This is a genomic window from Pseudomonas frederiksbergensis (assembly GCF_000802155.2).
In the GTDB taxonomy this organism is placed as follows: domain Bacteria; phylum Pseudomonadota; class Gammaproteobacteria; order Pseudomonadales; family Pseudomonadaceae; genus Aquipseudomonas; species Aquipseudomonas frederiksbergensis_A.
Map to the genome: position 1 here is coordinate 1 of NZ_JQGJ02000045.1, position 4,870 is coordinate 4,870.

General features: G+C 59.3%; 4 protein-coding genes. All 4 read right to left on the minus strand.

The window, feature by feature from the left end; translation table 11 throughout:
- Positions 1-708: tetratricopeptide repeat protein (locus JZ00_RS29445; protein ID WP_039594704.1), on the minus strand; the 708-nt coding region annotated here is incomplete at its 3' end.
- Positions 709-813: 105 nt separating this feature from the next.
- Entirely contained in the window at positions 814-2,067 is a 1,254-nt protein-coding gene (locus tag JZ00_RS29450; RefSeq protein WP_039594701.1) for an SEL1-like repeat protein, read from the minus strand.
- On the minus strand, positions 2,067-3,875 hold the full coding sequence (locus JZ00_RS29455; RefSeq protein ID WP_039594702.1) for a phospholipase D-like domain-containing protein: 1,809 nt from the start codon (positions 3,873-3,875) through the stop codon (positions 2,067-2,069). Before JZ00_RS29455 ends, JZ00_RS29450 begins: the two co-directional genes overlap by 1 nt.
- Positions 3,872-4,870 (minus strand): DUF2345 domain-containing protein (locus JZ00_RS29460; protein ID WP_039594703.1); only part of this gene is annotated, 999 nt, incomplete at its 5' end. The genes JZ00_RS29455 and JZ00_RS29460, both read right to left, overlap by 4 nt.

Consider the following 4,870-nt stretch of genomic DNA (forward strand, 5'->3'; position numbering starts at 1 on the left):
ACCGGCCGAGGCTTCATCACCAGCAACCATTCCTAATTGGAATGCCTCTATGGCCTGTTGATACAGACCCTTGTTTTTAAGGTTGATGCCTAAAGCCACGGCTGCTTCGCCATTACCTTGCTCAGCAGCGCAACGACGCATCTGGCGGGCAACGTCCGGCGCAACGTCGCTGGGTGCCAGCCTATCGCCAACAAGATACTGGGCTTGGGCGTTGCCCTCATCGGCCGCCTTACGGAAGTAACGCAACGACATGTCGGCGTCCTGTCGCAACCCCGCCGAGCCCTGTTGCAGGAAAATCCCTATGAAGTAGTAACCCGTCGCCACGCCTGCATCGATTAATTGTTGGCTCATACGCAAATGCTGGGCGCCCCTGAGCTCGAAACGACCGCGCATTGCTCCGTTCTGCAGATTGATATTGGCTTTGAAATGGCCGTTCTCGGCGGCGATGCGATACAGCCGTTCAATCTCGGCATCAACGGTTTTGTCCTGCTTGAGCTGGTTGTTCTTTTGCAACCAACGGGCGTATTGAAACAGCACGTCACTTTCAGCGGACGGCGCGGGGATCGTTTCGTGTTGGCAGGTGAAGGCCAGCTTGGCCTCGATCTCGGTTAAAGCCTTCACGGAAGGGGCCTTCTTGGGAAAATTAAAAGCGTCACCGGTGCCGCAAGCGGCCAGCGGCAGGCAGGCCAGTAGAAGAATCCAGCGCATCATTTGAAGTCCTTGAGTAACGTGGCTTTGGTGTAATGAAGCTCCACACAGCACGGCCAGTGCATGGCTTTCCATATCGCATGCCAATCACGCAGAAACCGAAGATCATCCATGGAACATCCACTCAACCTTTTCCGGGCCAACTGTCTCCCGATCCGGGAGCAGGAAACGGCTCTCCCATTTGCGTACGTTTAGCGTTGGCAGGATCTCGCCCTGTTCGAAGCGGCGGATGACGTCGTACGCGCCGGCGATCCAATAACCGGTATGCGGGCAGGCCTGGCCGCTGTGGCAGGTCGGTGCGGGTTGGGGGATCGTGATGAACGCAGGTGAGCGGGGCGTGGGCCTGCCGGTGGCGGGTTCGAGACCTTTGGCCTCGGCCAGCTCGCGGATCAGTGCCTCGCTGGGTTTCTGCGGTGGGACGTTGGCCAGGCGGGCTTCGAGCCATTGGAGTTTGCCGTCCCATTCAGGCAGTTCGGCGGGTGGTAACGGGAGGATTTCGTTGATTTCGGGGACGGTGGGATTGGCGTAGGAATACCTCGCCAGGATTCGCCAGATCGTTTTGTAGCGCTCGGCGCGTCCGAGGTCCTCTTGTTGGCCGAGATAATATAATTTGTCGGTAATGGGATGAGCTCGAAATGCCTCTTCCAGCCAACCGGACGAGGCTTCATCGCCAGCAACCACTCCTAATTGGAATGCCTCTATGGCCTGTTGATACAAACCCTTGTGTTTAAGATAAATGCCCAGCGTAACAGCCGCCTCACCATGACCTTGCTCGGTGGCGCAACGATACATTTGTATCGCTATTTCCGGCGCAACATCGATGGCCTCGAGTTTTTCCCCTACGAGGTATTGGGCCTGGGCGTTGCCCTCATCGGCTGCTTTACGGAAGTAACGTAAAGACATGTCAGTGTCTTGATGCAGACCCGCTGAACCCTGTTGGAGGAAGATTCCGATGAAGTAGTAACCCGTCGCGACACCCGCATCGATCAAGATTTGGCTCATGCGCAAGTGCTGGGCGCCACTCAGCTTGAAACGACCTCGCATGGCGCCGTTCTGCAGGTTGATGTTGGCCTTGTAATGACCATGCTCAGCGGCGATTCGATATAACCGTTCAATTTCGGTATCGACGGTCTTGTCCTGCTTGAGCTGGTTGTTCTTTTGCAACCAGCGCGCGTACTGAAACAGCACATCGCTCTCGGCGGAGGGGGCTGGGATCGTTTCGTGTTTGCAGGTGAAGGCCAGCTTGGCTTCGATCTCGGTTAAAGGCTTCACGGAAGGGTCCTTCTTGGGGAAATTAAAAGCGCCACTGTTGCCGCAAGCGGCCAGCAGCAGGCAAGACAGCAGGAGGATTCGACGCATCAGTCGAGGTCCTTCAGGATGGCTTTGTCGTAATGGAATTCGACGAGCGAAGCGTCGGGCTTTTCCTTGTTTTTTTGGAGACGTTTGTTGTCCTCAATAATCTCCTCCCAAGCCCTAAATGCTTCCTCCGGATCATCCTGCGCCCCCCTCTCACCCGTATGCAGATCCCACAATCGCCGCCGCAACGCCTGGGTCACGCTCATCCACTCATGGGCAATGTTCAGTTCACTGTCCACCTGCATGCTCCGAGTGTTGATGTTGGCCGAACCGTGAGTAGTGAACACGTCGTTGATGATCATCAGCTTGGAGTGGATGTACACCGGCATCCAGGGTTTGCCCGCCGGCGAATCGGGGGCGACCAGCGAGCAGATGTGAACCTTCAGGCCAGGTATTTCCTCCGGCAGGACGGTGCTGTCCATGATCTCTTGTGTCTGCCGGTCAAGCTCGGCCTGCCATTGGGCCAGCTCCCTTTGGCCCTCCCGGTCGCGCGGTTCCGGGCGGGGCCTGGGCGGGGCTTTCTGTTGCATTTTTTGAACGCGCCGCAGTTTGGTAACGCCTGGGATGGTGTTGGCGCGCCCGAGGCTTTCGAGCATGCGTTGGGTGTTCACGGTGCCGGCGCCGATGCCATCGTCGGTGGCGTTGGTGATTACGAACAGATGCAGTGCACCGTGCAGGCCGGGATCGCGCCCGCCCTGGGTCTGGGTGGCGGCGACCGATTTGATGAATTCGGCCAGCGGTGGCCAGCGGAAGTATTGATTTTCTATGTAGATGAACTGGGTCGCGTTGTTGACGGCTTGCATGTAGAGCCGCTCGATGTCGCGTTTGCCCGCCTGGGGTTGGGTGCGCAGGATCTGTGCCATTTGCGGCATGCCGTGGGTGCGCAGTTGCGGCCCGACCTTCATGGATTGGCGCGAGGCGAGCAGGTCTTCGCCGGTTTCCTTGCGCCAGGCAGCGGCGAAGTTGTGGTGCAGGTGTTCCAGGATCGGCCCACTGAGCTGGCAGGAAATGTCCTGGCGCGGCGTATCGCCGCGCGGGCCACGGTTGGGGGCGGGTTTGCTGTCCTGGCTTCGGTTCAGTGCCGAATGGTTGTCCGTGTCCCAGTACTCGTCGAGCATGTTGTGGCCCATGATGAAACCGACCGCGCAGTCCGGTAACTCATAGTCGACCAGCACGCTTTTCTGGTGATGGGTGGCCGTCCACCTCAGCGTTTGGCGCATCTTGGTACTGATTTCGCTGTCGAGGCTCGCGTATTTCACCCAGTGGGCGATCTCGCCCCGTTCATCCAGGTTGAAGCCGCGACTGACAAACACCGGCAGTCCTCCGCTGGCGGCACGTTGCGCGGCCTCGTGGTCGGCGACCGCGCAAGCCGCAAACCACTGGCGATCGAAGGCGTATTGTTCTTCGGTGGCGCGTTGCATCACCCGGTCCATGAGGCGGATCGAGCCTTTGCCGGGCAAATTGGCCTCACCGGCGAACCCGGCGGTATTGAACGGCATTTCCCAGCCCAGCAACCGCACCTCGACGCCTTCCCGCGCCTTGGCCATGAGCAGTTCGCCAATGCTCGGCGCCTTGCCGTCGCGGATGAAATACATCGACGGCTGGAAGCCCCAGCAGATGATGTCGATGCTCTTTTGGGCCTGGGCAATGGCCTGGTGCACGGCGGTGAAGGTTTCCTCGCCATTGATCAGCGCTTGATAACTGGCGATCACCGGATGGTATTCAGTGTTGTGGACGTACCACGGTGGGGTGCAAACGGCTTCGTTGGTGTACTTTAAGCAAATGGGTACCACGATGTCGGGTTGCATCATTGCTCTGTCTCTTCCTTGTTAGGGTTGGGGCCATCCATTTGGATGGCATACAGCGCGCGGTGGTCCGTGTGCGCAGAGGGTGTATTCACTTCGGCGTTGGTCTGTACGGGGTGGTTATGCAGACCACGATTGGCCAAGTGCGCCTGCTCGGCGTTGCGGTACTCGGTGGGCACCGGCAATTGGTAGCTCACACCGTTGACCAACGTCAGTTGGAAGCCACGGGTGACGACTTGATGATCGATCGTGAGTTGCCCACTGCCATCGAGTACGCCTTGCTGGACCGGCACGCCATCGGCCGAAAGTGTGTAAGGCATGCCCGCCCAGCCTTGACCCGATGCGTTGGGCGTTTGCGGTAGGCGCAGGCGCAGCGCTTGTTTGAACAAGCGCTGCGGGTAGTCCGGGTGTGCGGCCTTCATGCTGGCAGCGCCTTGCACATATTCGAAATTCGCCGACTTCACGACAAAATCCCCCCGCGTCCCCGACTCGATGAGGCCCTCATCCAGCGTGATGTAGCTGCCGCCTGCGTTGAGGGTGATTTTCTTTTTCGCGACGATGCGGATTTCGTCCTCGGTGCTGCTGATGTCCAGCCCGTGACGGGCCATCAGTTCCAACCGGTCGTTCTGCGCCTGCACCATCACCGGCCCCTGGTTTGCGATCAGCTTGAGGCCCAGCTTGCGCACGAACAGGCTCATCCCCTGGCCCACGCCGATGAACAGGCGCTTGACCACGCTGAGGTCGGCCTGGCCGCCGGCGTTGAGCATCAGGTTGTGTTGCGCGGCAAGTTGCAAGTGCTTGCCGCTGGTCAGCGCGATGCCTTGGGGCGCGCTGAGCAGCAGGACGGAGGTCTTGAGCTGTTCGAGGTCTTGCCTGAGCAACGCCAGTTGCGCTTGCACGTCGGCGGGTTCGACCTGGCTCGCCTGCGCGTCGCTGGAGAGGCTGTCCAGCTGATCGACGGCCTGCTGCAACCGGTCTGTCGCCGCGCTCATTTCCAGCAC

Excerpts from the sequence above, each read along its gene's own strand:
- JZ00_RS29450 (WP_039594701.1), bottom strand. The coding sequence starts at position 2,067 with ATGCGTCGAATCCTCCTGCTGTCTTGCCTGCTGCTGGCCGCTTGCGGC.
- JZ00_RS29455 (WP_039594702.1), bottom strand. The coding sequence starts at position 3,875 with ATGATGCAACCCGACATCGTGGTACCCATTTGCTTAAAGTACACCAAC.